This is a genomic window from Citrobacter sp. RHB20-C16 (assembly GCF_013890155.1).
GTDB classification, from domain to species: domain Bacteria; phylum Pseudomonadota; class Gammaproteobacteria; order Enterobacterales; family Enterobacteriaceae; genus Citrobacter_A; species Citrobacter_A amalonaticus.
Map to the genome: position 1 here is coordinate 3,877,315 of NZ_CP057630.1, position 26,107 is coordinate 3,903,421.

The window sequence follows — 26,107 nt, forward strand, 5'->3', positions numbered from 1 at the left end:
GGATGAAAAAATGGGCAGTGATAATTTCCGCAGTAGGACTGGCTTTTGCTGTTTCCGGTTGTAGCAGCAATTATGTCATGGCGACCAAAGATGGTCGGATGATCCTGACCGACGGGAAACCCGAAATTGATGACGATACCGGTCTGGTGAGCTACCACGACCAGCAGGGCAACGCCATGCAAATTAACCGCGACGACGTTTCTCAAATCATTGAACGTTGAAGATTGAGGTCAGCCGCGTTGCTGGCCTTAACAATTTTTCTTCCCTTTTTCCCTTCCCTCAGCCATTTTTATAATCCTTATGTCGTGATTATAAAAAGGAAACGGCTATGCAATATCACCGTATACCCCACAGCTCGCTTGAAGTCAGTACACTGGGGCTGGGCACAATGACGTTTGGTGAACAAAATAGCGAAGCCGACGCACATGCACAGCTCAACTATGCCGTCGCCAACGGCATTAACCTGATCGACGTGGCCGAAATGTACCCGGTCCCGCCACGCCCGGAAACCCAGGGGCTTACCGAAACTTACGTCGGAAACTGGCTGGCCAAATATGGCAATCGAGAAAAGCTGATTGTCGCCTCCAAAGTGAGCGGCCCGTCGCGCAATAATGACAACAGTATTCGCCCGAATCAGGCACTGGATCGTAAAAACATTCGTGAAGCGCTGCACGACAGCCTGAAACGTCTGCAAACCGATTATCTGGACCTTTACCAGGTTCACTGGCCGCAGCGCCCTACCAACTGTTTTGGCAAACTCGGCTATAGCTGGAGCGACGCCGCACCGGTGGTGTCGCTACTGGATACGCTGGATGCGCTGGCCGAGTTCCAGCGGGCGGGCAAAATCCGCTACATTGGCGTCTCGAATGAAACGGCCTTTGGCGTGATGCGTTATCTGCATCTGGCGGATAAGCATGATCTGCCGCGCATTGTCACCATCCAGAACCCTTACAGCCTGGTCAACCGCAGCTTTGAAGTGGGGCTGGCGGAAGTGAGCCAGTATGAAGGCGTCGAACTGCTGGCCTATTCCTGCCTGGGATTTGGCACGCTGACCGGTAAATACCTGAATGGCGCGAAACCTGCCGGTGCGCGCAATACACTGTTTAGCCGCTTTACCCGCTACAGCGGCGAGCAGACGCAAAAAGCCGTGGCGGCGTATGTCGATATCGCCAGACGGCATAACCTTGATCCGGCGCAGATGGCGCTGGCATTCGTTCGTCGTCAACCGTTTGTTGCCAGTACACTGCTGGGCGCCACCACCATGGAACAGCTGAAAACCAACGTCGAGAGTCTGCATCTCGAATTAAGCGAAGAGGTGTTGGCAGAGATTGAAGCGGTGCATCAGGTTTACACCTATCCTGCACCGTAACAGAAGCGCGCCGGAGGAATTCCGGCGCGTTGATTATGCCTGGCGGCGCTGCCAGATCCACAGCGCCGCTATTGCCAGCGCAAACAGACCGCCAAAACCGATACCCACGGCGACAACCGGAATTCCTACCCACACCGCCAGCGAGTAGAGCCCCAGCATCAACAGCATCGCGCTGTTCTCACCGAGGTTCTGTACCGCGATCGCATTACCCGCCCCGACGCTCTTTTTACCGCGCTCCTGCAACAATGCATTCAGCGGCACGACAAAGAAACCGCCCAGCACACCGATCAGCATCAGTAGCGCATAGGCAGGCAACAGCGCGTGTTGCAGAGAGAAAATCAGCACCACGACGCCAATCAGGATCCCTGCAGGCATACAACGCACCACGGTATCCAGCGTGACCAGTCTGGCAGCAGCTCCGGCCCCGGCCACAATACCGATCGCGACCATCGCGTTCAGGTAGGTTGGCGTGGCGTTATCGGTAATGCCTAACGCCACCGGTACCCACAGGACCAGCAGAAAACGCAGCGTGACTCCCGCCCCCCAGAACAGACTGGTGCCCACCAGCGAGAAACGCGTTTCGCCGTTGCGCCACAGTGAAACGCAGGCGCAGAAGAAACTGCGAGTCATTTTCATCAGATGCCAGGACTGCCCAGGACGAGCGGCAGCCAGTTTGGGAATAGACAGGTTCGCCACTACCGCACCGGCGTAGGCCAGCGCACAGACAACCAGCGCGGCAATAACATGCCAGTCGGCCAGCACGCCGCCCGCCACCGAGCCAAGCAGGATCGCCGCAATCGTGGATGCTTCCATCAGGCCGTTCGCTTTCACCAGCTTATCGCCGGTCGTCAGTTCCCCCAGAATGCCGAATTTGGCCGGCGAGTAAGCCGCCGCGCCAATCCCCACCAGCGTATAGCCGATAAACGGATTGAAGCCAAAACAGATCGTTGCCGCCCCCAGCAGTTTCAGGCCGTTGGCGAACATCATCACCCGGCCTTTGGCAAAGCTGTCAGCGATCTGCCCCACAAACGGCGCAAACAGGATGTACGCGCCCACAAACACCATTTGCAGAATCGGCTGACTCCAGTCCGGATAGAACTGTTCCTTCAGCAGCGCCAGCGTGGCAAACAACAGGGCGTTATCGCCAAACGCAGAGAGAAACTGCGCCGCGATAACCGACATCATTCCTTTCGACCAGACAGAGGTATTGGTATGTACTGACTCAGGCATTTTGTTTTTCCGGATCATCAACCCAACTTTTCAGCATCACGAAATCCGGCTTACCGCTGCCGAGTAACGGGAGTTGCTTCAGGTAACGGATATCGCGCGGCACCGCCAGTTCTGGCACGCCGTGCGCACGGGCATACTGCTGTAATACATCACGCGTCAGCTCGCTATCGGTGGTAAAGAGCACCAGCGCTTCGCCTTTGCTGACATCGCTCTTGATCGCCGTCGCGTGCATTTTTTCCGGCGACACGCCGAGCGCCAGTTGCTCAACCATCTCCAGAGAGACCATTTCACCGGCAATTTTCGCAAAGCGTTTGGCGCGTCCCTGAATTTGCACGAATCCTTGCTCATCAAAGCGCACGATATCGCCGGTGTCATACCAGCCGCGCTCCAGTTCCCCGGCGGCGTTTTCCGCCACCGGCACCTCCAGTACGCCCGGTTTTTCCACGCGCAGATAACCGTTCATGATGTTTGGCCCTTTCAACTGCAAACGACCGCCCTCTTCAATACCCGGGATCGCCAGCAGACGCGCGTCCATGCCGGGCAGGATCCGCCCAACGGTACCAGGCTTCGCCGCCATCGGGACGTTAATCGAAACCACGGGCGCACACTCCGTTACGCCATAGCCTTCGAGAATCCGCAGACCAAACTTATCCTGCCAGAGCTGTTTTGTACTCTCCTGGAGTTTCTCCGCTCCCGCCACCACATAGCGCAGACGATAGAAATCATACGGATTGGCAAAACGCGCATAGTTGCCGAGGAACGTGGAGGTACCGAACAGCACCGTGCAGTTCCGGTCATAAACCAGTTCCGGCACAATGCGGTAATGCAGCGGGCTGGGATAGAGGAACACGTCAGCGCCGGTGAGCAGCGGCGTAAAAAGCCCTACCGTCAGACCGAACGAGTGAAACAGCGGCAGTGCCGACATAAAACGGTCATTGGCGGTGAAGTCAGCAATGGTTTTAATCTGCTCGACGTTAGCCAGCAGGCTCTTGTGGCTATGCACCCCCCCCTTGGGATGACCTTCGGAACCCGAGGTAAAGAGGATCACCGCCGCCTCTTCCGGCTGCTGCTTGACCTGCGCCCGATGCGGCATCAGCAGGTGCGCAAAGATCCACAGTTTGTCCGCCGTGGTCACATCAGCTTTGAGATCTTCCAGATAGACCCAGCGAACCTGCGTCAGTTGCTCCGGCAGGTGCCAGAGTTTGCCTTTATCCAGGAACTGGCGGGAGGTAAAAATGGTTTTGATTTCCGCAGCGGTGATAGCGCTAGTCAGCCCTTTGACGCCCGCCGTGTAGTTCATCATTGCCGGGATACGACGGCGAGACACCGCGCCGAAAATCACCGCCGCGCTGATCGCGGCATTGGGCAGCATCAGGCCAATTTTTTCGCCTTCCGCGCTGTATTTTTCCAGAATACGCCCGACAAAAAGCGTCTTAGTGAGCAACTGTCGGTAGCTGTCCGGCTTGAAGTTGATGTCTTCGATACAGTGCTTGCCCGCGCCATAACGGTACATCGCCGCCAGCAGCGATTCATACAGCGTTTCGCGCGGACGCACCGCCATCCGTGCTTCCATCATTTTCTGATGCAGCATTTCACCGGCGATTTTACGGCGATCGCGCGCGCGCGGCGCATCGGGCATAGGCAGATGAGTGGGTGGTAAAACATGCAGGTGGATCCGCGGGAAGAAGCGGCGTTTCACCAGCCCTTTCAGGCGGCTGAAATGGGTGAGTTCTGCACCTTCAATCCGTACCGGTACCAGCGTCGCGCCAGATTTCGCGGCGACAAACCCGGCGCCGTCGTAGATTTTCATCAGCGAGCCGCTCACCGAAATGCGCCCCTCCGGGAAAATCACCACCGGGCGACCCTGCTCAATCAGTCGAACCAGATGTTTAATCGCCATCGGCTTCGTTGGGTCGAGCGGCACAAAATCGATCAGCGAGGTTAACCAGCGCATGTACCACTGTTGACTAATCGAGGTGTAAACCGCAAACACCGGACGTACCGGTAGAAATAGCGCCAGCAGAATGCCGTCGATAAACGAGACATGGTTGGGGGTGATTAAGACGCGTTCTCCCCGCAACGCCTGCATATCCCCCGTCACGCGTACCCGATAGAGCACGCGGCACAGGTTACGGAAAAAGCTAAATAACATTTCAACTCCCTTTGCGCACGATTCGGTAAAATAATGGTGGCAGATTACACGAACAAGGCAACAGGAGCGACAGTAAACTCGGGGCGAAAAAAAACCTGCGCATCCGCGCAGGTTGGTGCAAGAGACAAGGTACGAAGAGCGTACCGAATAATCTCACCAATCAATACCTCTGGGATCTTGATTGTGGTCTGTGCATGACCGCTTCGCCAGCGAGAAAACGCAAAGGAATGAAGGGAAATGCAACCAGTTGTGTAAATTCTCGCTTACTGTTACAGATTGCCGAAACAGTAAAAAAAAACCTGCGCGACTGCGCAGGTTGGTGTAATTCGTGTGCTCAACCCGAAAGTTGACTTCACCTATCAATACCTCTGGGATCTCAACTTTATCAAGCTGCCAGGAAGCGTCGCCAGCGAACAATCGCAACAGCCCTTCGCAAAGTGTAACTAATGGTTTGCATCATTCGATTTTTGGCGTAATTCCAAGGATTTTGCTCACATTTGCCGCGTCGCAACAGGCAATCTGCTTGAACCAGCAGCCGTTTTCCGTAACACTGACAGAATGTAAGCGTTTACCCACAATAGGTACTGTCATGGCGACCATAAAGGATGTAGCCCGACTGGCTGGTGTATCAGTCGCCACCGTTTCCCGCGTCATCAATGATTCCCCCAAAGCCAGCGAGGCGTCGCGCCTGGCGGTGGCCAGTGCGATGGAGTCGCTCAGCTACCATCCCAATGCGAATGCGCGCGCGCTCGCGCAGCAGTCCACCGAAACGATTGGTCTGGTGGTTGGCGATGTTTCTGACCCTTTTTTCGGCGCGATGGTGAAAGCCGTCGAGCAGGTCTCCTATAACACCGGCAATTTTTTACTGATTGGCAACGGCTACCATAATGAAAAAAAAGAGCGTCAGGCAATCGAGCAGCTTATTCGTCACCGCTGCGCGGCGCTCGTCGTTCACGCCAAGATGATCCCGGATGCCGACCTGGCATCATTAATGAAGCAAATGCCCGGCATGGTGCTAATCAACCGGATCCTGCCCGGTTTTGAACAGCGCTGTGTGGCGCTGGATGACCGCTACGGCGCCTGGCTGGCGACCCGTCATCTGATCCAACAGGGCCACACGCGCATTGGCTACCTTTGCTCGAATCACTCTATTTCGGATGCGGAAGATCGTCTCAAAGGCTATTACGATGCTCTGGAAGAGAGCCATCTCCCGGTCAACGATCGCCTTGTGACGTTTGGCGAACCGGACGAAAGCGGCGGTGAGCAGGCGATGACCGAACTGTTAGGCCGCGGCAGAAACTTCACCGCGGTGGCCTGTTATAACGACTCCATGGCCGCTGGCGCGATGGGCGTGCTAAATGATAATGGTGTGGACGTCCCGGCAGAGATCTCGCTGATAGGCTTTGATGACGTGCTGGTTTCGCGCTACGTTCGTCCGCGCCTGACCACCGTGCGTTATCCTGTCGTGACAATGGCGACACAGGCCGCAGAACTGGCGCTCGCGCTGGCGGAAAAGCGCCCGCTACCGGATGTCACCCATGTTTTCAGCCCTACCCTGGTCCGTCGCCATTCCGTGACGACGCCAGCGGAGCCGGGCAATGCGTCATCAAACGAGTAATCAGGATCGCGTCATGATAACAATGCTGGATGTTTCCCGTCGTGCCGGTGTCTCGAAAGCCACCGTTTCTCGTGTGCTGAACGGCACCGGTCAGGTCAAAGAAAGTACGCGTCAGAAAGTGTTTAAGGCGATGCAGGCGCTGGATTATCGTCCGAACTTTCTGGCCCGCTCGCTGGCGAACCGAACCAGCAACAGCATTGGGCTGGTTGTGTCGACCTTTGATGGCTTCTACTTTGGCCGCCTGCTACAGCAGGCCTCGCGGCAGACTGAATCTCACGGCAAGCAGTTGATTGTGACCGATGGTCACGATACGCCGGAGCGCGAACAAGAAGCGGTGCAGATGCTGGCCGATCGACAGTGCGACGCCATCATTCTCTACACCCGTTACATGAGCGAAAAAGCGATCCTCGCGCTGGCGGATTCGATCACGATGCCGTTGATTATCATTAACCGCGATGTCAGCCTGGCCCGCGAACGCGCCATCTTTTTTGAACAGGAAGACGCGGCATTTCAGGCGGTGGATTACCTGATTTCGCAAGGACATCGCGAGATAGCCTGTATTACCGTACCGGGACACACCCCGACCGGGAAGTCGCGTCTGATGGGCTATCGCAAGGCACTGGAAAAAAACGGTATCGACTGGGATCCGGCGAAGGTGAAATATGGTGATTCCAGCATGACGCGCGGCTATGACGCCTGTAATGAACTGTTGCAGGAAGGGGTAACGTTCAGCGCCCTGTTTGCCTGTAACGACGACATGGCGCTGGGTGCGTCGAAAGCCCTGCACCAGGCCGGGCTTAACATTCCGCAGGATGTGTCGCTGTTTGGGTTTGACGATGCGCCGAGTGCAAAATGGCTTGAACCGGGATTGTCGACGGTTTATCTCCCCATCGACACGATGATCACCACAGCCATCGATCAGGCGATCCGCATGGTCAATGGCGAAGAAATTGAACCGATCCCGCCCTTTACCGGCACACTGGTGTTGCGTGATTCGGTCACCACCGGGCCGTATTTTAAGGCATAAATCGTAACGCTATCTGCGCGATGCAAGGCCTGATGGCGCTTCGCTTATCAGGCCTGCAGACGACGGTAACTCCGCAGATCGGATAAGCCGCCGCCCGACAAGAAATCAAAACACTTCCAGCGCCAACAGCTCTTCAATGGTCTGGCGACGGCGAATCAGTCGCGCCTGACCGTTGTCAAATAACACTTCCGGCAGCAGCGGACGGCTATTGTAGTTCGACGACATTGAGGCGCCGTAGGCACCGGTATCATGCAACACCAGATAATCGCCCGGCACCACCGCTGGCAGCGCGCGGGTTTCCACCTTGCCGCCCTCCTGCTGGGTAAAGACGTCGCCGGATTCACACAGCGGTCCTGCGACGACCGTGTCGACCCGCGGCGCGTTCTCCAGTGAACGACCATCCGCCGCCAGCGCGGTAATATGGTGATAACTGCCATACATTGCCGGGCGCATCAGATCGTTAAAGCCCGCATCCACCAGCACAAAATGACGACTGCCCATCTGCTTCACGCTGCGTACCTGAGTGACCAGCACGCCTGACTGAGCGACGAGAAAACGTCCTGGCTCAATTTCCAGCTTTACGTGATGCCCCAGATGACGGGCGATCTGCTCGCGCGCGGCATTCCAAAGACCAAAGTAATGCCGGGTATCCACCGCCTCTTCGTCGTCGTGATAAGGGATCGACAGACCGCCGCCGGCGGAGATCGCCTCCAAATCCTGGCCGAAATCCACCACCTGACGCACCATCGCGCCGCACACTTGCTCCAGATGACCATAGTCAACACCTGAACCTATATGCATGTGGATACCCACCAGATTCAGTTGATGGCGCTGCATCACCGCCAGCGCCTGCGGCAAATCGGTATGCCAGATACCGTGTTTGCTGTTTTCGCCGCCGGTATTGGTTTTCTGGCTGTGGCCGTGACCAAAGCCCGGATTAATGCGCAGCCAGACGCGATGGCCCGGAGAGACCTGTCCAAGCTGATCGAGCATATCAACGGAACCGGCGTTGACCGGAATGCGTAATTCGCTGACGCGGGCCAGGGTGGCGTTATCAATCACATCGGCAGTAAATACGATGTCATCCGGATGCGTTTGCGGATCATATCCCGCCGCCAGCGCACGCTCAATTTCGCCTAACGATACGGAATCCACTTTAACGCCCTGTTCACGCATTAAGCGCAGAATATGAATATTGGAACAGGCCTTCTGCGCGAAGCGCACCACATCAAACTGTTGCAGTGCCGCAATCTGACGACGGATGATCTGCGCGTCGTAAACCCAGACCGGGCAACCAAATTCGGCTGGCAACCTGAGCAGGTTTTCTGCGGTGAGATCGGTATCGGTGCAATACAGTGAATGAGGCATAACAGGCTCCGGACATGACGTTTTTTATGATTACGCCACAGTACGAAGAGAATAAAAAATATCGTTTTATACCGACTCTATGCAAAAATGATATGGCTTTAATCCTGCGAGGTGATGATGGCTGCCGTTAACTTACGTCATATTGAAATCTTTCATGCGGTCATGACCGCCGGAAACCTGACCGAAGCCGCGCGGTTGCTGCATACGTCACAGCCCACCGTCAGCCGTGAACTGGCGCGCTTTGAAAAAGTGCTGGGATTAACGTTGTTCGAACGTACGCGCGGTCGCCTGCATCCGACGGTTCAGGGGTTGCGTCTGTTCGAAGAAGTCCAGCGATCCTGGTACGGGCTGGACAGGATCGTCAGCGCAGCGGAAAGCCTGCGGGAGTTTCGCCAGGGGGAACTGTCGATAGTCTGCCTGCCGGTCTTTTCGCAGTCGCTGCTGCCCACGTTGATTCAGCCGTTTCTCGCCCGCTATCCGGACGTCAGCCTGAATATTGTCCCGCAGGAGTCACCCCTGCTTGAAGAGTGGCTTTCTGCCCAGCGCCACGATCTGGGGTTGACGGAAACACTGCACACGCCTGCCGGTACTGAACGTACGGAGCTCTTCTCGCTTGATGAAGTCTGCGTGCTGCCGCCGGGGCATCCGCTGGCGGAAAAGTCAGTATTAACGCCGCAGGATTTTCAGGGGGAGAACTACATCAGCCTGTCGCGCACGGACAGTTATCGGCAACTACTGGACACCCTGTTTAATGAGCACGACGTTAAACGGCGGATGGTGGTGGAGACTCACAGCGCGGCGTCAGTGTGCGCCATGGTGCGCGCCGGAGCCGGTCTTTCGGTGGTAAACCCGTTCACCGCTCTGGATTATGCGGCGAGTGGCGTGGTGGTGCGCCGTTTCAGTATTTCCGTGCCGTTTACCGTCAGCCTTGTGCGTCCCATCCACCGACCCGCCTCCGCGCTGGTCGAGGCCTTCAGCCATCATCTGCAAACCCGCCATCACCTCCTGGTGACAGCGCTGGAGCAGATCCTCGGGCCGGTTACGACAGCATAAACGTCACGGCGTCTGCGGCATGAATCGCGGCGGTGTCAAACACCGGGATCGGGCTACGCTCCACCGGCACCAACAGACCAATCTCCGTGCAGCCAAAAATGACGCCCTCAGCCCCCTGTGCCGCCAGGGCTTCAATCACTTCCACATAGTACTGACGTGACGCTTCGGTAAACTGTCCGAGGCAAAGCTCATCAAAGATGACCTGGTTGATCGTCGCCCGCGCATCCGCATCGGGTATCAGGCACTCAATGGCAAACTGTTGTTCCAGGCGGCCGCGATAAAAATCCTGCTCCATCGTGTAACGCGTTCCCAACAGCGCAACCCGGCGCATTCCCTGCGCGGAGATGACGCGCCCGGTCGCATCAGCAATGTGTAAAAAAGGCAGCGAGCAGCGCGATTCAATGGCCTCCGCCACTTTGTGCATCGTGTTGGTACATAAGACGATCCCTTCCGCCCCCGCCTGCTGCAGCCCGATCGCGGCCTGCGCAAGAATGTCTCCGGCTTTATCCCACTCACCGCGACTCTGGCACGCTTCGATCTCGTGGAAGTCAACGCTGTGCAACAGCAGACTCGCAGAATGAAGCCCACCCAGTTGTTGTTTGATCCCTTCGTTAATTAACCGGTAGTACGGGATGGTCGATTCCCAACTCATCCCGCCCAACAAGCCGATCGTCTTCATTACCTGCTCCTTCATCAGTGATTTACAGCAGTGAAGCAAACTTGTGATCAAGTTTCCAGTTCATTTGATCTCCCATTTTCTTTGCCACGCACCTGAGTTAGCTTTAATGAAACATTGTTTCAAACAATAGGATCCCACATGTTTGTTTTCCATAACGAGACGACGCTTGACGATCTGGGTAATGGCGTCACTCGCCGTATCCTCGCGCATAACGGCAAACTGATGGCTGTCGAGGTTAACTTTGAGCAAGGGGCGATTGGCCCGCTGCATCACCATCCACATGAACAACTGACCTACGTGTTATCCGGTGAATTTGAATTTACTATCGGTGACGAGAAGCAGGTGGTACGCGCGGGGGATACGTTGTATAAGCAGCCAAATATTGTTCACGGCTGTGTCTGCCTGAAGCCGGGAACACTGCTGGATACCTTTACGCCGGTTCGCGAAGATTTTCTCAACGCCTGATTTCATCAATAAAAAAACCCTGCGCGAAGGCAGGGTTTTGTCAGCAAGCGGGCGCGAATTAACGTGCCAGCCAGCCACCGTCAACCGCCACGGTATAGCCGTTGATGTAATCAGATGCGCTGGAGGCCAGGAAGACCACCGGCCCCATCAGATCGCTCGGCAGACCCCAACGTCCTGCCGGGATACGGTCGAGGATTTCAGCGCTACGCTGCTCATCGGCGCGCAGTTGCTGGGTATTGTTGGTCGCCATGTAACCCGGTGCGATCGCGTTGACGTTGATGTTGTGCTTCGCCCACTCGTTCGCCATCAGACGGGTCACCCCCATTACGCCACTTTTGGAAGCCGTGTAAGACGGGACGCGGATACCGCCCTGGAAGGAGAGCATGGAGGCGATATTGATGATTTTGCCGCCGTTACCCTGTGCGATGAAGTGTTTGGCCGCCGCCTGAGACATAAAGAACACGCTCTTGATGTTCAGGTTCATCACGTCATCCCAGTCTTTTTCGCTGAAATTGATCGCGTCTTCGCGGCGGATCAGACCCGCGTTGTTGACCAGAATATCGATATGGCCGAACTCAGCAACCGCACGCTCCAGCAGTGCCGGGATCGCGTCGATCTGTCGCAGATCGGCGGTCAGACTCAAAAAACGACGGCCCAGAGCGGTCACACGCTCAATGGTTTCGGTCGGTTCAACGATGTTAATCCCGACGATATCGCAGCCCGCTTCCGCCAGACCGAGCGCCATGCCCTGGCCCAGACCGGTATCACAACCGGTCACGACAGCGACTTTACCTTCGAGAGAGAATGCATTCAAAATCATTGTAAATCCTTAGTTTTTCATACCTGTCACGGACAGGCGTTATGAGCGCCCGCGACTAACGCAGATCTTTCACCGCAACGTGGTCCATATCATCAAAGACCTGGTTTTCACCGACCATGCCCCAGATGAAGGTATAGGCTTTGGTGCCCACCCCGGAATGGATCGACCAGCTTGGCGAAATGACGGCCTGCTCGTTATGCATAACGATATGACGCGTTTCCTGAGGCTGCCCCATCATATGGAAGACACAGGTGTCTTCTTCCATATTGAAATAGAAGTACACTTCCATACGGCGTTCATGGGTGTGGCACGGCATGGTGTTCCACAGGTTGCCCGGTGCCAGTTCGGTAAGGCCCATACTCAGTTGGCAGGTTTCCAGTACATCCGGCACGAAATATTTATTGATGGTGCGACGGTTGCTGGTGAGATTGTCACCTAATGTCACAGGCGCGACATCAGCAGGCGTCACTTTTTTGGTGGGATACGTGGTATGCGCCGGTGCGCAGTTATAATAGAACTTGGCTGGCGTTGCGCTATCGACGCTGGCGAAAACCACTTCTTTCGCCCCTTTGCCAACATACAGCGCATCGCGGTGGCCGATCTCATAGCATTGACCATCGACGGTGATAGTGCCCGCGCCGCCGATGTTGATCACACCCAGTTCTCGACGTTCCAGAAAATAGGTTACGCCAAGCTGTTTACCGACTTCACCGCCAACGGAGACCGTTTTTGCCACCGGCATAATGCCACCGACGATGATGCGGTCAATGTGGCTGTAAACCATCGTGTATTCGTCAGCCACGAACACTTTCTCAACCAAAAACTCCTTGCGTAGCCCCTGGGTATCCAGTGTTTTGGCGTGCGCGCTGTGAATACTTTGTCTTACGTCCACATTTACCTCCAGTGATGTACTGAGCGGGAATCCCTCAACGGAGAGCGAAACGCTGTTCCGTTTTACGTTATGCACCCATGATAGTCTTCCGGGGATCCGTTTTCAATTACAAATAAAACATCGTTTCACTTTTTCTGCATCTTATTATCAAAAGTGTAATTCCGATCACGATCGATTCATTCCGTGATTAAGAGCAGGAGGAAAATGGTATAGAAAAACAAGGAAATAGGCGTTACCCCTGAGTTTTCGACGCCCTGACTTGCGGGTAAACGGCTGTCAGTTCATTCGCTTAACGCGAAAATCAGAAGGAAGGAGAAACAAAACGCAGCCATGCCGCCACGATTATCGTGCGGCATAACGGGGGGAGTGAAGAGGAGAAAAAAGAGTCGTTAATCGCGCTCAATGGCTAACGCCACGCCTTGCCCGCCGCCAATGCACAGCGTTGCCAGACCTTTGCGGGCATTACGTTTGACCATTTCGTGAACCAGAGAAACCAGAATACGACAGCCGGAAGCGCCAATCGGGTGGCCAAGGGCAATCGCGCCGCCGTTGACGTTCACCCGTCGCTCGTCCCATTCCAGCATTTTGCCAACCGAAAGCGCCTGGGCGGCAAACGCCTCATTTGCTTCAATGAGATCCACATCGGCCAGTTGCCAGCCGACCCGCTCCAGACAACGGCGAGTGGCATACACAGGGGCGATCCCCATCAACGCAGGATCCACGCCGACGCTGGCAAAGGCGCGGATGCGCGCCAGCACAGGCAGGTTCAACTCCAGCGCTTTGGACTCGCTCATCATCATTACCGCTGCCGCGCCATCATTTATAGAAGAGGCATTGCCGGCGGTTACCGACCCCTGCAGTTCAAACGCCGGATCCAGACGCGCCAGGCCTTCTGCGCTGGCATCCGTACGCGGCTGCTCATCGGTATCAATGATCACGGTTTGCCCATTACGCTGGGTGGTGACCGGGACGATTTCCGCTTTAAAGCGACCAGCATCGATGGCCGCGCGTGCCTTTTGCTGTGAACTGAGCGCATACGCATCCTGCAGTTCCCGGCTGATGCCATATTCACGCGCCAGATTCTCTGCGGTCACACCCATATGGTAATCATTGAAGGCATCCCACAGGCCGTCGTGTACCAGGCTGTCGACGAGCTGGCTGTTGCCCAGTTGCGCGCCGGTTCGGCTGTCGGTGAGTACATGTGGCGCACGGCTCATGTTCTCTTGCCCACCGGCAATCACAATATCCGCTTCACCGCACTGGATCGCCTGCGTGGCAAGATGCAGCGCTTTCAGCCCCGAGCCGCAGACGTCGTTAATGGTGATCGCAGAAACCGTGTTCGGTAATCCCCCTTTGATCGCTGACTGACGCGCCGGGTTTTGTCCCGCCCCCGCCGTCAACACCTGTCCGAGGATCACTTCATCAACGGCATGCGCATTCACGCCGCTGCCTTCAATCAACGCTTTGACCACCATACTGCCCAGTTCAACGGCAGAATGACGCGCCAGCGTCCCCTGAAAACAACCAATTGGCGTACGCAACGCCCCGACGATCACCACCTCTTTCATTACGACCTCAGCGCAAAATAACACCGCAATAGTAGAGGATTGTTAAAAATAGTTATCCTGATTGTTTAAGAAAGGTGAGTTTTATCACAAAGGAAATCGTTATCACGCCTCTCAGCCCGGGACACTGCCTTGCTGTAAATGGTATCTCAGCCAACTCCCTGCCACACCGGGCGGGGATTTTTTGTTCCAGAGCAGATCGATGGCGATCGCTTTCGGCCATCCCGGGACAGCCAGTTGCACCAGCGGTTTTTCCGCCGCGAACTCCTCCACCAGTGCACACGGAAGCGCGCACCAGCCAAACCCCTGTACCGCCATACTCAACAACAACAAATAGTTCGGCGCAGACCAGACCGGGCCGCGGGCAAGCTGGGCACCATGGTCGATATAGGTGTTAAGGCGCAATTCACGCCAGGTATGCAGTTGATCCCATTGCAGTTTCTTCTCTTTCGCCAGCGGATGGGACGCGGCAACGTAAAGTCCCATCCACGTTTGCATCGGCAAGCGCGTCGCACCGATATCGGTGGGATAGTGGTCTCTGGCTTCAATCAAACCAACCTGCGCCCGCTCTTTTTGCAGCAGATCGATAACGTCCACATCCTCACCAATCAGACATTCAAATTCGGTATGTGGAAACTGGCGATCAAACTGCACCATCAGTTCCTCCAGCACGTCGGGGTGTAACGTGTCGGAGAGCACAAACGTCAGACGCGCTTCGGTTTCGCCAGCCAGCGAAAGCGCCACCTCATCGAGACGTTCGCTGGCCGACAGAATCGCCTGAACGTAACCAAGTACTTTCTTGCCTTCTTCCGTTAGCACCGGCTGACGCGAAGAGCGGTCAAAAAGCGAAACGCCAAGATCGGCTTCAAGGTGAGCGATCGCCGTGCTAATGGTGGACTGACTTTTCCGCAGTCTGCGTGCCGCCGCCGAGAAAGAGCCACAGGAAACGGTCTCGACAAATGCGGTTAAGGCTTCAGGTGAGTAACGCATGAACTATCTACTTTATCGATGGATACTATCTTTTAGATATCACATAAAACGATAAAATTCCCCCTATTCCGTTATCCGGGCGTTTTCAAGAAAGGTAAGTTATGCAACACAATGCAGTTCAACGTCGTTCATTACTGGAGCGTGTCTTTCACGCCGTCTGTTTTGAAGGGATCGCTACGGCGATCCTGGCTCCCACCACGGCCTGGTTGATGCAACGATCGGTGCTGGAAATGGGCGGACTGACGATCCTGCTGGCGACCACGGCGATGATCTGGAACATCATCTACAACGCGCTGTTTGACCGTTTCTGGCCTTCACATCTGGTGAAACGAACAGCGAAAGTGCGCGCGTTTCACGCGCTGGGGTTTGAAAGCGGCTTTATCGTCATCGGCGTGAGTATCGTGGCGTATGTACTGAACGTTAGCCTGATACAGGCCTTTACGCTGGAGATCGGCTTCTTCCTGTTCTTCCTGCCCTACACCATGTTCTATAACTGGGCTTATGACACGTTGCGCGTACGCGTCGTGAAGCGTCGCGAACCGCGCGTGACTGCCTGATAACTCACACTTTTGCCGGAATCCACGCGGTTCCGGCAAGACCTGTTGCCCCCCTTCTCCCGTTCAGTCCTCACGCCCACCCGCTCATTTATGGTAAATTGCGCTTCTTTTTGTTTATTTTATAGTTGATACGTTCAAGAAATGTCGAAAATTTGGTCAAAAGAAGAGACGCTCTGGAGCTTTGCGTTATATGGAACTGCCGTGGGCGCAGGAACCCTGTTTCTCCCCATCCAGCTTGGCTCCGCGGGCGCGATTGTCCTGTTTGTCACCGCTCTGGTCGCCTGGCCTCTCACATACTGGCCGCATAAAGCGTTATGTCAGTTCATTCTCTCGTCGAAAACCTCTGCGGGAGAAGGGATCACCGGTGCAGTGACGCACTATTACGGTAAGAAGATCGGCAGCCTGATTACCACGCTGTACTTTATTGCCTTTTTCGTGGTGGTTCTGATTTATGCCGTCGCCATCACCAACTCCCTGACAGAACAGCTCGCCCGCTATCTTGAGATTAGCCTCGGCATCCGCATGGGAGTCAGCCTTGGCGTGGTATTGATCCTGAACCTGATTTTCCTGATGGGCCGCCATGCCACCATACGAGTGATGGGCTTTTTGGTGTTCCCGCTGATCGCTTACTTCCTGTTTCTCTCGCTATATCTGACCGGCAGTTGGCAACCCTCTTTGCTTACCGGACAAATGGCGTTCGATCAGCACACGCTGCATCAGGTATGGATATCAATTCCGGTGATGGTTTTTGCTTTTAGCCATACGCCTATTATCTCTACGTTTGCCATCGACAGACGTGAGAAATATGGTGAGCTGGCCATGGGTAAATGCAAAAAAATCATGAAGGTAGCGTATCTTATCATCTGCTTAAGCGTGCTGTTCTTCGTCTTTAGCTGCCTGCTGTCGATTCCGACATCGTACATCGAAGCCGCTAAAAATGAAGGTGTCACCATTCTTTCGGCCTTATCCATGATGCCTGCCGCCCCGGCGTGGCTCTCGATTTCAGGTATCATCGTCGCCGTGGTGGCGATGTCGAAATCCTTTCTCGGCACCTACTTTGGCGTCATCGAAGGGGCAACCGAGGTGGTCAAAACCGGTCTGCAACAGGTTGGGGTGAAGAAAAGCCGGGCCTTTAACCGCGCCCTGTCGATCATGATGGTATCGACCATCACCTTTATTATCTGCTGCATCAATCCGAATGCGATCTCGATGATTTACGCCATCAGCGGGCCGCTCATTGCCATGATTTTGTTCATTATGCCGACCCTGTCGACATACCTGATCCCGGCGTTAAAACCGCACCGCTCGTTCGGCAATCTGGTCACCCTGATTGTCGGCCTGCTGTGCGTGTCCGTGATGTTCCTTGGCTAATACTGGCGTAAACGGCTCGTCCGGGCCGTTTACTCACTACTACGGCATAATAACGAGGGGGCGCCAACCGTCGTAAAGGCCCACCCTTCCCGATAGCGTTTAATCGATAGCGAGAAAGAAGCGCGCTCAGTGAGATAAAGCGCAGGCAACGAACGGTATCCTTTGTTCACCTCTAAATTGTCGCTCGGAAACCGCACGAGGTTATTGGTGCTGATAATATAGTTGTCACGAACCTTATAATAGGTGAAATACACAATCCGGCTAATTTTAAACTTTTTATTTTGCGGCGTATGCAAATCACCGGTAATGGTGACGATCCCCTGATTATTTTGCATTTGATAGGCTACATCCCCCCGAAACTCCTCATTATTAATTTCCCATACCACACGCCCCTCGCAATCAATATTATTTTTGCTTTTATGTGCATACCAGAACCCCACACCGGCCAGGGTTACTATTACCACTAATACAATGAAGATAACTATTTTAGTTTTTATCATTAATTGAATACCAGGTCGTACATTTTGTTAGAGGATGTTCCCTTATATCCAACTGACAAGCAATTGCCGCAATATTTTTCGCGCTGCTCATTCCTGAGAGATAGACATAGTTATGATTCTGACAGATATCCGGGTGTCTCGTCAGGAATACCGTATAGCGAGTATTAAAGGTACTTTTGCTTTTCATTAACAGGGTACAGGATGAAAAGGAGACAGAGTCAACAATGGCATAGGAAGAGAACAGCGATTCGGCCGTCGGATATAAAAAGCCAAAAGAAACGCTGACACCGATCAGCAATGCCGACAGTAAAATAGCCCCCATCTTTAGCGTTGTTCTTGAAGGCCGTAATTTAAGCGCTACCGCTGTCAGAGCAGGCCATACAGGCTCCTCCGTGCTCTCGCTCTCTTCCACATTTTCAACCGATTCCGTCTCCGTACGTTGAATCTCTGCGGTGATCATCATACCCCGCCGGGCAACGGTTCTAATCAGGTCGCGCGGCAACCCAACCTCCGATAATGCATTTCTGAGCATGAGCACCGTCTGATATAACGTATTGACAGAGGTGATAGTGTTTTTATCACCCCAACCAATCTTTACGAGCTGGGCTTGCGGAATAACAACCCCACAATTTGTAAGGAGATATAAAAGGATGAAACTCGCAGGGTTTTGAAGAATGACAGTTTTTTGGGTATTTTTATTCGTCAGACTTCTGTCACCCGGGTGAAAGTCAACCAGGTTATTAATTGTGTATACTGTAGTGTGTGTGTACTTCTCAAACACTGTGTGCGTTCTCGCATTTACATGATGAATGTCATGCTACAAAAATCTTATACAGAGATCACTAAATATATAATAGATATGTCTGGGCGCTCATAACCTACAAACAAAAATTCTTATAAATCAATACATTTCAATCTGAAAAAGATCAGGTGTTCTTAATTAAGACCATTTTAGGTGCGTTATCACTCAGCACTCATTATTATAGTTTCACGTTTAAAAAGCGGACAAACAGATAAATAGCATTACTTAATAAAAGACAATAGCATTGTTACAATTTTTTCAGAGAATTTAACATAAGATCAACTTTTTGCCATTAATGCCATTTAGCGATAAAACTTAAACATTTTTGCAATATAGATTTTCCTGGTGGTTGTTACAAAATTCCTGGAGGCTTTTTTTCATGCTTCCTCAACGGAACAATGACCCCGCCAGAAACCTGAATTGATACAGAGGTAAACCCCTTAAAAAATTCGTGATTAAGAATAATAGCAATAAATAAAATTTCGGATTTCCTCTCTATCAAAGTTGCATTTTGTAGAGTATTGACATGTTTTAAAACGGATGAAATTATGAAATCATCTACGGATAGGGAGGCTCTCAATATGGGGCTGGACGTTAAATTAAAGAATTTGACATGCAGCAGTTGTACCTTGCATTGTAAAATAATGCCCGAAAAATCACCCCGCTTACAGTATTGCGCCAATGCCTGTTTTTGCATGTGGCCAGAAGAAAGCATTTATTTTAATAAAGGGGTCATTGAAGGTATTTTAAATCACAATCACAACGCCAGACTTAGTGGTTATATTTTTGTGGATTTCTCTATTAGCTTTTTACGCCTGTTTTTGGATAAAGAGTGGATAGAATATCTCGCAAGCACCCGCATGGGCATTATTTTGATCAGCGATCGCAACATGCAGTCGCTCGCCAACTACTGGCGCAAAAATCATCCTGCTGTTTCCGCTATCATTTACCATGATGACGGACTGGATGTCGCCAATGAGAAGATCAGGCAGGTGTTTATCGGACGGCATTTGTCGTTCACCAAGGGGAATACGTTGACGCAGATGGAGTTCACCATTCTGGGCCACATGGTTGCAGGCAGTAATCCGCACCAGATCGCTCAACTGTTGAACATGGATATCCGCAGCATCTACGCCTACAAGCAACGAATTGAAAAAAGAATGGGTGGACGAATCAATTCGTTGTTTATTCACTCTCATGCGGTTTCTGGCGATAAGTCGTCTTATCCGCTGTTGCTCAAAGAGATGGATGGTACAGCAGTGCATTTGCAAAGACGCAGATGAGTCCGACAACAGGGAACGAAATGGACAAGGATTATAAAGTGGGATACTACGAAGAAGAAACGCGCGCGCTGAGTGCAGTACTGTTATCACTGTTTACGGCCCGTGCTGAGATAGCTTTCGGTGAGCTGGAGTGCTCTCTGCAAAAACTCGCCTTCCCGCCTGCTGTTCGCAGGTTGTGTGAAGAGGCGTTGCAAAGTCATAGTGAAGACGAAGCCGATCGGACGAATGCCCGGGCGGTTTGCTGCCTGCTGCATGCACTGGAATCGATCAGTGGCTATAAGCACGTTGAGCGCTATATTGCCCAACGGAATCAGGCGGTCGTGTATTGCTAAGACACCGAGTCGGGACAGCGTTCCCGACTATTTTATATAGGAGTCCAGAACTTTCAGTACCACGTCCAGATCTTCTTCCCGCTTCTCTTCATCACTCTGATGGACGATATGCTCGGTCAGATGCCCTTTAATCACTTCTCGCATTAAACCATTCACGGCTCCGCGTATTGCGGCGATCTGTTGCAACACAGCGGCGCACTCATGGGGTTCATCGAGCATTTTTTTCAGCGCAACCACCTGCCCCTGAATTTTGCTGGTTCGGGCTTTAAGCTTCTGTTTATCCCGGATTGTGTGTGACATCGCAACACCTCCTTAACATAAAACGTGGTGAATTATAGCATTACGTCTCTACTGGGGGGTAGTATTTAGTACTGGGGGGGAGTAGAATCGGGCAAAGACAAGCAACTAAGAATCATTATCATGGGTGAATTTTCAACACTTTTTCAGCAAGGTAACGCGTGGTTTTTCATTCCCAGCGCGATTCTTCTCGGCGTGCTGCATGGACTGGAACCCGGTCACTCGAAAACGATGATGGCAGCATTTATCATCGCCATTAATGGAACCATTAAGCAGGCGGTGATGCTGGGACTGGCGGCAACGCTCTCCCATACCGCCGTGGTCTGGCTGATCGCCCTCGGTGGCATGTACATCAGTCGGGCGTTTACCGCAGAATCTGTGGAGCCCTGGCTGCAACTGATTTCCGCGTTTATTATTCTGGGCACCGCAACCTGGATGTTCTGGCGGACATGGCAGGGTGAGCGAAACTGGCTCACCGCCACGCAGCATGATCACCACCATGACCACCATGACCACCATGACCACCATGACCACCATGATCATGCGCATCACGATCATCATGACCACCACGAACACCACGATCACGACCATCATCATGACCACTGCGATCTGGCGGGACTGACTGAGGGGGCGAAAGCATATCAGGATGCCCATGAACGCGCGCATGCCAGCGATATTCAACGCCGCTTTCACGACAAAGAGGTGACCAATGGGCAAATCTTATTGTTCGGTCTGACCGGCGGACTGATCCCCTGTCCAGCCGCGATTACCGTACTGCTGATTTGTATCCAGTTAAAGGCCTTCACGCTCGGCGCAACAATGGTGCTCTGCTTTAGCCTGGGGCTGGCGATTACGCTGGTGGCCGTCGGCGTGGGCGCAGCAGTCAGCGTCCATCAGGTCGCTAAACGCTGGAGTGGATTCAATGCACTGGCAAGAAAAGCGCCTTATTTTTCCAGCCTGCTGATCGGTCTGGTCGGTCTGTATATGGGAATTCATGGCTACATGGGGATTGTTCACACCTCCTGAACACATATTTCTGACGCACAGCGCCTGCCGCTGTGCTCACTTCCCTTTCCAAAAAACCATCCATTTAGTTGCGAGTTACAACTATTTGCTCGATAAATATTTCCTTGCATCACCATAAGGCACACCACGTTGGGCTGAAAATCCCTTGTCAGTGACCATTTTCAGGGCTGGTTCTTCCTGTTTATTGCGATGAAAATGAGGAAAGCATCTCAATATCAATTACAGAGCAAAAATTTTTTCCCCATTTTTTGATGTCAAACAACCCGCAATTATTGGAACCCATCTTACTTAGCTTCCAAAAGAAGACAGGTAATCACATAAAATTCTTATCCCAGCATAGCATCATAAAAATGGTTAGCACGGTTAATCATTCATTTTTCCTTATACATTAAATGTGAATTATCTTAACCTGGCAATCAATTAAGTCGTAATACGCTTTACGTCCGGCTCAACACTTCAATATTAATCATCTAATAATCTAAAATTCCTAAAGAAGTTACCGCCGATCTATTTCCAGATTTCAATAGCCCCAACCTATCACCGGTATTCCATCTGTTCGTTTTAAACGATTTTCCTCTCCAGGAATTTTCCGGCTAATATTCTCACAGACAAATTAATTTATTCATTCGGGTGAAATGAATCTCGCTACGAGAATAAAATCATGGTGTTGAAGATATTCTCAGCACAAAAAAACTCACCCTTAAGAAAATTACCAATAATTTTATTTTGTCTTCATTCCCGCACAGAGCCATCACGATAAATGTCCCTGCGCATGGAAGAACCCTGACTCACAGGGTAAATCAACACGACTGATAAAAAATGGAGTTTTATATTATGACCTTAAATCGTGCCTTCCTTTCGGCGCTGATGGCTTCTGCGCTTTTTTCCACGAATGCACTGGCCTCTGACAATACCATTACGTTTATGGGCGAAGTGAGTGATGAGACCTGTTCAATATCGGTAAACGGCTCTGATGCTTCTCCGGTGGTATTACTGCCGACCGTGACGGCTACCGAACTGAATGCCAATCAGGTGGCTGGCGCAACGACATTTGATGTCGGTGTGAGCAACTGTACCGGCTCGTCTTCTGGCGTGCAGATCTCGACGGTCTTCGTGGGTAACAACATCAGTTCTGCTACCGGAAACCTTGGCAGCACAGGTTCTGCGACGAATGTAGAGATCCAAATTCTCGATACCAGTGATGCCGAAATTGATTTCCGCAGCGCCTTTACCGGCACCGGCGACCTCTCTCTCGCGGCTAACCAGACCTCAGCGAGCGCGACCTATAAAGCCCAGTATTACAGCGCCGGCGCGGCCACGACCGGTACAGTACTGGCTTCACTGCAATACGCCGTTTCTTATCAGTAAACGTCGTTCTGGCGGGAATGTACTCCCGCCATCCACATTCAGGGAAAATACTATGCGAACCTCTCATCGTCATCGCACGCTTATTTCAGGCTGCCTGTTTCTTTTTTTAGTCGCATGCTGTAGCCATGCCAATGCCAGTATTACGATGACAGGAACGCGTATCATTTATAATGGTGCGGTGAAATCGACTGATGTGCATCTAAAAAATAAAGATGCCATTCCTTATGTTGTCCAGAGCTGGTTCGATAACGGTAATATGGCCGATGGCCCGGAAAAGTCTGCGCAGGTTCCGTTTATTGCCACGCCTCCGGCATTTCGCATTCAGCCAGGCGAAGGACAAATCATTCGTATTGTTTACACTCAAGGAAAAAAATTACCACAGGACCGGGAGTCACTGGTCTATTTTAATTTCATGCAAATTCCTCCCGCCAATGCAGGACAATCAGCGAGCCAAACCGAAAAACAAAATAGCCTGCTGATTATGTTGCGCAATCGGGTCAAACTTTTTTATCGCCCGGCAGGACTGGTCGGCGATCCGCAAAAAATGCTGGAGAATCTGCAGGTCAAACGGATTAACGGAAATAAAGAACTGGCGATAAGTATTAAGAACAATCAGCCTTATTTCGTTACGGTCGCGGCCCTGCAACCTGGCGGGTCGTCGCAAATCCAGCACCCCAAAAATGACATGATCTCGCCTTTTGCCAGCGAAACGTTTCACTTTCCGCGAACCGCTGACGCGCAGCGCGTACGCATTACCTTGATCAACGATCAGGGAGCACGCATCAGTGCCGACTATCCGCTGTAACACCGTCGTCGCGCCCCTGATCGGCCTTGCGTTAGTTCCGGCGACGGCCTGCGCAGAATACTACTTTGACCCGGCGCTTTTGCAGGGTTCTGATTTTGGTAAGTCACTGGATCTGGATCGTTTTAATCAGCGGGACAACGCCCTTCCGACAGGCGACTATGTGCTCGACGTATATCTTAACAACCAGTTGATTCGTCGCCAGGCATCGATCGCCCTGGTCAAACCCAAAGGCGACAAAACTGATGTGCAACCCTGCCTGTCACCGGAACTGATTGCCCTCAGCGCCATACGTACGACGCAAAATGTAACCCCTAACATCTGTCTGCCGATCGACGCTCTGGGCCCGAAAATCAACTGGGAGGTGGATTTAAGCTCGCTGCGCCTGAACATGGTGGTTCCCCAGGCGGGGCTGTTACATTCGCCACGAGGATTCATCCCGGTCTCCGAATGGGACGCCGGGGAAACCGCGCTGTTTCTGCGCCACAATACCAACTTTTACCACACCGAAAACACAGACAGCCATCTGCGCTATGACTATCTGTGGAGCAACATCAATGCTGGCTTCAACCTTGGCCTGTGGCAGGTTCGCCATCAGGGCAACCTGCGCTACGCCGATGACAATCAGACGGGAAGACACTATAAATACAATGCGGTTGCCACCTCGGTACAACGGCCTTTGCCGCAACTGGACAGCATCATTGCCTTCGGCGACAACTACACCAACAGCAGTCTGTTTGGCAATCTCTCATTCAATGGCGTCAAGCTCAGCACTGACCAACGCATGTGGCCACAGGGTAAACGAGGCTATGCCCCGGAAGTGCGCGGCGTCGCCACCACGACGGCCCGTGTGGTTGTACGCCAGCAGGGAAAAGTGATTTACGAAACTACCGTCGCGCCCGGCGCCTTCGTGATTAACGATCTGTACAACACCCGCGGCCAGGGCGATCTGACGGTGGATGTCGTTGAAGCAAACGGACAAGTTTCGCGCTTCACCGTCCCCTATTCCGCCGTACCGGACTCGATTCGTCCCGGTAACTGGAATTATGAACTGGCGATGGGCTACGTTCGTCAGTACTACAGCGTAGAAAATAAGTTTATTGAAGGTGTACTGCAGCGCGGGATGAGCAACGTGCTGACGGCCAACATGGGTTCACGACTGGCAGATAATTATCAGGCCTTCCTCGCCGGCGGCGTGCTGGCAACCTCCGTCGGCGCATTCGGTTTGAACACGGTTTTTTCCAGCGCTCATGTAGAAAATAACGAAAAACAACAAGGCTGGCGCATCGAGGCAAGCTACAGTAAAACCTTCACCACCGGCACCAACCTGGTCCTCGCGGCCTATCGCTATTCCACCAGCGGCTATCGCGATCTGCAGGACGTACTCGGCGTACGTCGCCAGGAGAAAAACGGCACCCTCTACTACTCTGATACGCTCAATCAGCGGAACAACTTCTCGGCGACCGTCAGCCAGCCGATGGGCGACTGGGGCATGCTGAGCTTTACCGGCAGCACCTCGGATTACTATAACAACGCCTCACGCATCACCCAGTTGCAGCTCGGTTACAGTAATAGCTGGCGTGACATCAGCTTCAATATCAGCGCCGCACGCCAGCGGAGTACCTACTCCAGCCGCTACTTCAGCAGCGTCAACGATCGCGATTTTGATAACGAAAATTAGCGCAAATATACGGAAAACACCGTATCGCTGGGGATTTCGATTCCATTCGACTTTGGTTCCAGTCGCTCGCAAATCAACCTCGACATGAACCGCAGTCGCGACAGCCGGACGGCCACGGTCGGGATGAGCGGGACGACGGGTGAAAAGAGTTCTACCTCGTGGGCGCTCTACAGCGGCATTGAGCACAACAACGACAGTGGCGACAGCTCGACCTGGGGCGGAAATGTTGAACATCGCACTTCCGTCGGCGCCTTCCGCGCTTATGCCTCCCGGGGCGACAGTTATCAGCAGTATGGACTGGGGATGTCCGGTACGCTGGTCGCCCATCGCGGTGGGATTACCGCCGGTCCGTATACCAGCGACACCTTCGCACTGGTGGAGGCTCCCGGTGCACGCGGAGCCGAGATTCGTAATGGGCAGGGCGCGACGGTGGACCGTTTCGGCTACGCGATCCTCCCGTCATTAACGCCCTACCGCTATAACACCATTAGTCTCGACAGCCAGAATATGGCCGATGACGTCGAACTTCAGGGCGGCAGCAAGCGGCTGGTCCCCTATGCGGGCGCAATTTCTCGCGTAACGTTCAAGACCACTCACGGGAAAGCAACGTTGATTAACACCACTCTGCCCGATAGCAGCCAGCCACCGATGGGCGCGGACGTCACGGACAGCAATGGCGAAGCCGTGGGCATCATGGGCCAGGGTGGGCAAATCTACGCCCGACTCGCCGCTCAGTCCGGCGTGCTGTTCGTTAAGTGGGGTAAAACCGCCGCCCAGCAGTGCCAGGTCTGGTATCAATTGCCAACGACGCGCGACGCGCCGCTGTACCAACTTACGCTACCTTGCCGCCAGGAGTGATG

25 protein-coding genes and 1 pseudogene are annotated in these 26,107 nt (G+C 53.1%); 15 read left to right on the forward strand and 11 right to left on the reverse strand.

What is annotated here, in order from left to right; all coding sequences use genetic code 11:
- Positions 1-2 precede the first annotated feature (2 nt).
- Together ygdR and HVX64_RS18610 are read left to right on the forward strand one after the other, a co-directional pair.
- Positions 3-221, forward strand: coding sequence for a lipoprotein YgdR (gene ygdR, locus HVX64_RS18605; RefSeq protein WP_181825108.1), 219 nt, complete (start codon positions 3-5; stop codon positions 219-221).
- Positions 222-328: 107 nt separating this feature from the next.
- On the forward strand, positions 329-1,369 hold the full coding sequence (locus HVX64_RS18610; protein ID WP_042999467.1) for an NADP(H)-dependent aldo-keto reductase: 1,041 nt from the start codon (positions 329-331) through the stop codon (positions 1,367-1,369).
- Between the two features lie 33 nt (positions 1,370-1,402).
- On the opposite strand, the gene lplT is transcribed toward HVX64_RS18610, so the two are convergent.
- Both lplT and aas read right to left on the reverse strand, forming a co-directional pair.
- A complete protein-coding gene (gene lplT / locus HVX64_RS18615; RefSeq protein WP_181825109.1) occupies positions 1,403-2,599 on the reverse strand; it encodes a lysophospholipid transporter LplT in 1,197 nt (398 codons plus the stop codon).
- Positions 2,592-4,751, reverse strand: a complete 2,160-nt coding sequence (aas, locus tag HVX64_RS18620; RefSeq protein WP_181825110.1) for a bifunctional acyl-ACP--phospholipid O-acyltransferase/long-chain-fatty-acid--ACP ligase — start codon at positions 4,749-4,751, stop codon at positions 2,592-2,594. Before aas ends, lplT begins: the two co-directional genes overlap by 8 nt.
- A 589-nt stretch (positions 4,752-5,340) precedes the next feature.
- Between aas and galR the strand changes: the two genes are divergently transcribed.
- Together galR and HVX64_RS18630 are read left to right on the forward strand one after the other, a co-directional pair.
- Positions 5,341-6,369 (forward strand): HTH-type transcriptional regulator GalR, encoded by a 1,029-nt coding sequence (galR, locus tag HVX64_RS18625; protein ID WP_042999464.1) that lies wholly within the window; start codon positions 5,341-5,343, stop codon positions 6,367-6,369.
- A gap of 13 nt (positions 6,370-6,382) precedes the next feature.
- A complete protein-coding gene (locus HVX64_RS18630; RefSeq protein WP_044254291.1) occupies positions 6,383-7,396 on the forward strand; it encodes a LacI family DNA-binding transcriptional regulator in 1,014 nt (337 codons plus the stop codon).
- 105 nt (positions 7,397-7,501) lie between these two features.
- Here HVX64_RS18630 and lysA read toward each other — a convergent pair whose 3' ends face one another.
- On the reverse strand, positions 7,502-8,764 hold the full coding sequence (gene lysA / locus HVX64_RS18635; RefSeq protein WP_044254173.1) for a diaminopimelate decarboxylase: 1,263 nt from the start codon (positions 8,762-8,764) through the stop codon (positions 7,502-7,504).
- Positions 8,765-8,881: 117 nt separating this feature from the next.
- On the opposite strand from lysA, the gene HVX64_RS18640 reads away from it, so the two are divergent.
- The gene (locus HVX64_RS18640) at positions 8,882-9,817 is read left to right on the forward strand and encodes a LysR family transcriptional regulator (RefSeq protein ID WP_042999462.1); all 936 of its coding nucleotides are present in this window, start codon (positions 8,882-8,884) and stop codon (positions 9,815-9,817) included.
- Here HVX64_RS18640 and HVX64_RS18645 read toward each other — a convergent pair.
- Positions 9,804-10,496 carry an aspartate/glutamate racemase gene (locus HVX64_RS18645; protein ID WP_044254171.1) on the reverse strand — a complete coding sequence of 231 codons (693 nt, stop codon included), beginning with the start codon at positions 10,494-10,496 and terminating at the stop codon, positions 9,804-9,806. The genes HVX64_RS18640 and HVX64_RS18645 overlap by 14 nt on opposite strands.
- A gap of 138 nt (positions 10,497-10,634) precedes the next feature.
- On the opposite strand from HVX64_RS18645, the gene HVX64_RS18650 reads away from it, so the two are divergent.
- Complete coding sequence (locus HVX64_RS18650) at positions 10,635-10,961, forward strand: cupin domain-containing protein (protein ID WP_042999460.1); 327 nt, start codon at positions 10,635-10,637, stop codon at positions 10,959-10,961.
- 58 nt (positions 10,962-11,019) lie between these two features.
- On the opposite strand, the gene kduD is transcribed toward HVX64_RS18650, so the two are convergent.
- The 4 genes from kduD to HVX64_RS18670 all read right to left on the reverse strand — a co-directional run bounded on the left by kduD (position 11,020) and on the right by HVX64_RS18670 (position 15,228).
- Complete coding sequence (gene kduD, locus HVX64_RS18655) at positions 11,020-11,781, reverse strand: 2-dehydro-3-deoxy-D-gluconate 5-dehydrogenase KduD (RefSeq protein ID WP_044254168.1); 762 nt, start codon at positions 11,779-11,781, stop codon at positions 11,020-11,022.
- Positions 11,782-11,836: 55 nt separating this feature from the next.
- Positions 11,837-12,673 carry a 5-dehydro-4-deoxy-D-glucuronate isomerase gene (gene kduI / locus HVX64_RS18660; protein WP_042288966.1) on the reverse strand — a complete coding sequence of 279 codons (837 nt, stop codon included), beginning with the start codon at positions 12,671-12,673 and terminating at the stop codon, positions 11,837-11,839.
- A gap of 389 nt (positions 12,674-13,062) precedes the next feature.
- Complete coding sequence (locus tag HVX64_RS18665) at positions 13,063-14,241, reverse strand: acetyl-CoA C-acetyltransferase (RefSeq protein WP_042999458.1); 1,179 nt, start codon at positions 14,239-14,241, stop codon at positions 13,063-13,065.
- A 111-nt stretch (positions 14,242-14,352) separates the two neighbouring features.
- Positions 14,353-15,228 carry a LysR family transcriptional regulator gene (locus HVX64_RS18670; RefSeq protein ID WP_044254164.1) on the reverse strand — a complete coding sequence of 292 codons (876 nt, stop codon included), beginning with the start codon at positions 15,226-15,228 and terminating at the stop codon, positions 14,353-14,355.
- Positions 15,229-15,329: 101 nt separating this feature from the next.
- Between HVX64_RS18670 and HVX64_RS18675 the strand changes: the two genes are divergently transcribed.
- Together HVX64_RS18675 and HVX64_RS18680 are read left to right on the forward strand one after the other, a co-directional pair.
- On the forward strand, positions 15,330-15,785 hold the full coding sequence (locus tag HVX64_RS18675; RefSeq protein ID WP_042999456.1) for a multidrug/biocide efflux PACE transporter: 456 nt from the start codon (positions 15,330-15,332) through the stop codon (positions 15,783-15,785).
- 141 nt (positions 15,786-15,926) lie between these two features.
- Positions 15,927-17,156, forward strand: a complete 1,230-nt coding sequence (locus tag HVX64_RS18680) for an amino acid permease (protein WP_044254163.1) — start codon at positions 15,927-15,929, stop codon at positions 17,154-17,156.
- Positions 17,157-17,185: 29 nt separating this feature from the next.
- Here HVX64_RS18680 and HVX64_RS18685 read toward each other — a convergent pair whose 3' ends face one another.
- Together HVX64_RS18685 and HVX64_RS18690 are read right to left on the reverse strand one after the other, a co-directional pair.
- On the reverse strand, positions 17,186-17,656 hold the full coding sequence (locus tag HVX64_RS18685; protein WP_044254160.1) for a hypothetical protein: 471 nt from the start codon (positions 17,654-17,656) through the stop codon (positions 17,186-17,188).
- Entirely contained in the window at positions 17,643-18,437 is a 795-nt protein-coding gene (locus HVX64_RS18690) for a winged helix-turn-helix domain-containing protein (protein WP_044254157.1), read from the reverse strand. The genes HVX64_RS18685 and HVX64_RS18690 overlap by 14 nt, the downstream gene beginning before the upstream one ends.
- A gap of 602 nt (positions 18,438-19,039) precedes the next feature.
- Between HVX64_RS18690 and HVX64_RS18695 the strand changes: the two genes are divergently transcribed.
- Both HVX64_RS18695 and HVX64_RS18700 read left to right on the forward strand, forming a co-directional pair.
- Entirely contained in the window at positions 19,040-19,741 is a 702-nt protein-coding gene (locus tag HVX64_RS18695) for a hypothetical protein (RefSeq protein WP_043001830.1), read from the forward strand.
- A 20-nt stretch (positions 19,742-19,761) separates the two neighbouring features.
- The gene (locus tag HVX64_RS18700) at positions 19,762-20,073 is read left to right on the forward strand and encodes a hypothetical protein (RefSeq protein WP_042999452.1); all 312 of its coding nucleotides are present in this window, start codon (positions 19,762-19,764) and stop codon (positions 20,071-20,073) included.
- A gap of 27 nt (positions 20,074-20,100) precedes the next feature.
- On the opposite strand, the gene rcnR is transcribed toward HVX64_RS18700, so the two are convergent.
- On the reverse strand, positions 20,101-20,373 hold the full coding sequence (rcnR, locus tag HVX64_RS18705) for a Ni(II)/Co(II)-binding transcriptional repressor RcnR (protein ID WP_042999451.1): 273 nt from the start codon (positions 20,371-20,373) through the stop codon (positions 20,101-20,103).
- 120 nt (positions 20,374-20,493) lie between these two features.
- On the opposite strand from rcnR, the gene HVX64_RS18710 reads away from it, so the two are divergent.
- From HVX64_RS18710 to HVX64_RS24175, 5 genes and pseudogenes are all read left to right on the forward strand, one after another.
- A complete protein-coding gene (locus tag HVX64_RS18710) occupies positions 20,494-21,396 on the forward strand; it encodes a nickel/cobalt efflux protein RcnA (RefSeq protein ID WP_181825111.1) in 903 nt (300 codons plus the stop codon).
- Positions 21,397-22,230: 834 nt separating this feature from the next.
- Positions 22,231-22,764, forward strand: a complete 534-nt coding sequence (locus tag HVX64_RS18715; RefSeq protein ID WP_043001829.1) for a fimbrial protein — start codon at positions 22,231-22,233, stop codon at positions 22,762-22,764.
- Positions 22,765-22,816: 52 nt separating this feature from the next.
- Positions 22,817-23,569, forward strand: coding sequence for a fimbria/pilus periplasmic chaperone (locus tag HVX64_RS18720; RefSeq protein ID WP_044254150.1), 753 nt, complete (start codon positions 22,817-22,819; stop codon positions 23,567-23,569).
- Positions 23,550-25,772: pseudogene (locus HVX64_RS18725) on the forward strand (fimbrial outer membrane usher protein); the annotation flags it as partial. The gene HVX64_RS18720 and the pseudogene HVX64_RS18725, both read left to right, overlap by 20 nt.
- A gap of 123 nt (positions 25,773-25,895) precedes the next feature.
- Entirely contained in the window at positions 25,896-26,105 is a 210-nt protein-coding gene (locus tag HVX64_RS24175; RefSeq protein ID WP_249418905.1) for a FimD/PapC C-terminal domain-containing protein, read from the forward strand.
- Positions 26,106-26,107 lie beyond the last annotated feature (2 nt).

Coding starts and splice junctions, on each gene's coding strand:
- HVX64_RS18610 (WP_042999467.1), top strand. CDS start 329: ATGCAATATCACCGTATACCCCACAGCTCGCTTGAAGTCAGTACACTG.
- ygdR (WP_181825108.1), top strand. CDS start 3: ATGAAAAAATGGGCAGTGATAATTTCCGCAGTAGGACTGGCTTTTGCT.
- aas (WP_181825110.1), bottom strand. CDS start 4,751: ATGTTATTTAGCTTTTTCCGTAACCTGTGCCGCGTGCTCTATCGGGTA.
- HVX64_RS18685 (WP_044254160.1), bottom strand. CDS start 17,656: ATGATAAAAACTAAAATAGTTATCTTCATTGTATTAGTGGTAATAGTA.
- HVX64_RS18670 (WP_044254164.1), bottom strand. CDS start 15,228: ATGCGTTACTCACCTGAAGCCTTAACCGCATTTGTCGAGACCGTTTCC.
- HVX64_RS18650 (WP_042999460.1), top strand. CDS start 10,635: ATGTTTGTTTTCCATAACGAGACGACGCTTGACGATCTGGGTAATGGC.
- HVX64_RS18665 (WP_042999458.1), bottom strand. CDS start 14,241: ATGAAAGAGGTGGTGATCGTCGGGGCGTTGCGTACGCCAATTGGTTGT.
- HVX64_RS18675 (WP_042999456.1), top strand. CDS start 15,330: ATGCAACACAATGCAGTTCAACGTCGTTCATTACTGGAGCGTGTCTTT.
- HVX64_RS18715 (WP_043001829.1), top strand. CDS start 22,231: ATGACCTTAAATCGTGCCTTCCTTTCGGCGCTGATGGCTTCTGCGCTT.
- kduD (WP_044254168.1), bottom strand. CDS start 11,781: ATGATTTTGAATGCATTCTCTCTCGAAGGTAAAGTCGCTGTCGTGACC.
- HVX64_RS18630 (WP_044254291.1), top strand. CDS start 6,383: ATGATAACAATGCTGGATGTTTCCCGTCGTGCCGGTGTCTCGAAAGCC.
- HVX64_RS18720 (WP_044254150.1), top strand. CDS start 22,817: ATGCGAACCTCTCATCGTCATCGCACGCTTATTTCAGGCTGCCTGTTT.
- rcnR (WP_042999451.1), bottom strand. CDS start 20,373: ATGTCACACACAATCCGGGATAAACAGAAGCTTAAAGCCCGAACCAGC.
- HVX64_RS24175 (WP_249418905.1), top strand. CDS start 25,896: ATGGGCGCGGACGTCACGGACAGCAATGGCGAAGCCGTGGGCATCATG.
- HVX64_RS18645 (WP_044254171.1), bottom strand. CDS start 10,496: ATGAAGACGATCGGCTTGTTGGGCGGGATGAGTTGGGAATCGACCATC.
- HVX64_RS18700 (WP_042999452.1), top strand. CDS start 19,762: ATGGACAAGGATTATAAAGTGGGATACTACGAAGAAGAAACGCGCGCG.
- HVX64_RS18640 (WP_042999462.1), top strand. CDS start 8,882: ATGGCTGCCGTTAACTTACGTCATATTGAAATCTTTCATGCGGTCATG.
- HVX64_RS18710 (WP_181825111.1), top strand. CDS start 20,494: ATGGGTGAATTTTCAACACTTTTTCAGCAAGGTAACGCGTGGTTTTTC.
- HVX64_RS18695 (WP_043001830.1), top strand. CDS start 19,040: ATGGGGCTGGACGTTAAATTAAAGAATTTGACATGCAGCAGTTGTACC.
- lplT (WP_181825109.1), bottom strand. CDS start 2,599: ATGCCTGAGTCAGTACATACCAATACCTCTGTCTGGTCGAAAGGAATG.
- HVX64_RS18680 (WP_044254163.1), top strand. CDS start 15,927: ATGTCGAAAATTTGGTCAAAAGAAGAGACGCTCTGGAGCTTTGCGTTA.
- galR (WP_042999464.1), top strand. CDS start 5,341: ATGGCGACCATAAAGGATGTAGCCCGACTGGCTGGTGTATCAGTCGCC.
- lysA (WP_044254173.1), bottom strand. CDS start 8,764: ATGCCTCATTCACTGTATTGCACCGATACCGATCTCACCGCAGAAAAC.